Raw genomic sequence first — 808 nt, 5'->3', positions numbered from 1 at the left:
CTTTATTGGAATACATACGTCTAAACTTTAAATTGGATTTGGCCCTAACCACAAAAAAGGCTTGATGTTTGCTTATGTTGTGAAGCCTTTGGTAATCTACATATCCTCTATCAAATATGTAATAGGCCCCGGTTTCGTATGGGATCACGTCCATGGCGTTCATATCATTTACCGTTGCTGCTGTAATATGAATGAATGCCGGAATTTGAGTGGTTACATCGAAAAGTGTATGAAGTTTGATACCTCCTTTGGTTTTACGAAACTTCGCCCACCAAAACACATTCAAGCACAAATCAATCGTAGAGGAATCAAAGGCATATACCTTTCCTTTGATCTGAAAATCATCATGTGCCCGTTTTCCACGGGCTATATCGATCAGATGGTAGGCAAACTCCTCAAATATTTTGCTGTTACGTTTTTCATTGGCTTTAGCCAGGTTGCTCCTGGTCATGCTTTTGCCAAATCCAAGGTGATAAGACTTGGGATTATGGGCTTCAATGATCGTAATTAAATCACGGAGGCTCTCCCGATTGGTTAATTGACCAAAAACCATACAAAGCAATTGGTTCCAGCAAGTAAAATGCCGGACATATTTATTGCCGTTATGTTTGGTAACAATGCGATCAAAAACACGCCGGGGCAAAAACACCGTGAGTTGCGAAAAAACATATTTGCCTGCATTCATAGGGAAGTACTATAAAATCTTCCCAACATACCAATTCAAATCGTCACGCCATAAAAAAGCGCTGAAAGTTACGGATTACAAGGGTTTCAAAGAACGTATATTAATTTTTAGTGGACACTAGTG

At 39.5% G+C, this 808-nt stretch carries 1 protein-coding gene; it reads right to left on the bottom strand.

Annotation, left to right across the window (positions count from 1 at the left end; all coding sequences use genetic code 11):
* Positions 1–685: IS4 family transposase (locus ED312_RS23540; RefSeq protein ID WP_123218454.1), on the bottom strand; the 685-nt coding region annotated here is incomplete at its 3' end.
* Between the last annotated feature and the right edge of the window lie 123 nt (positions 686–808).

This window comes from Sinomicrobium pectinilyticum, from assembly GCF_003725735.1.
Taxonomy (GTDB): domain Bacteria; phylum Bacteroidota; class Bacteroidia; order Flavobacteriales; family Flavobacteriaceae; genus Sinomicrobium; species Sinomicrobium pectinilyticum.
This window is presented reverse-complemented; position numbering and strand designations above follow the sequence as displayed.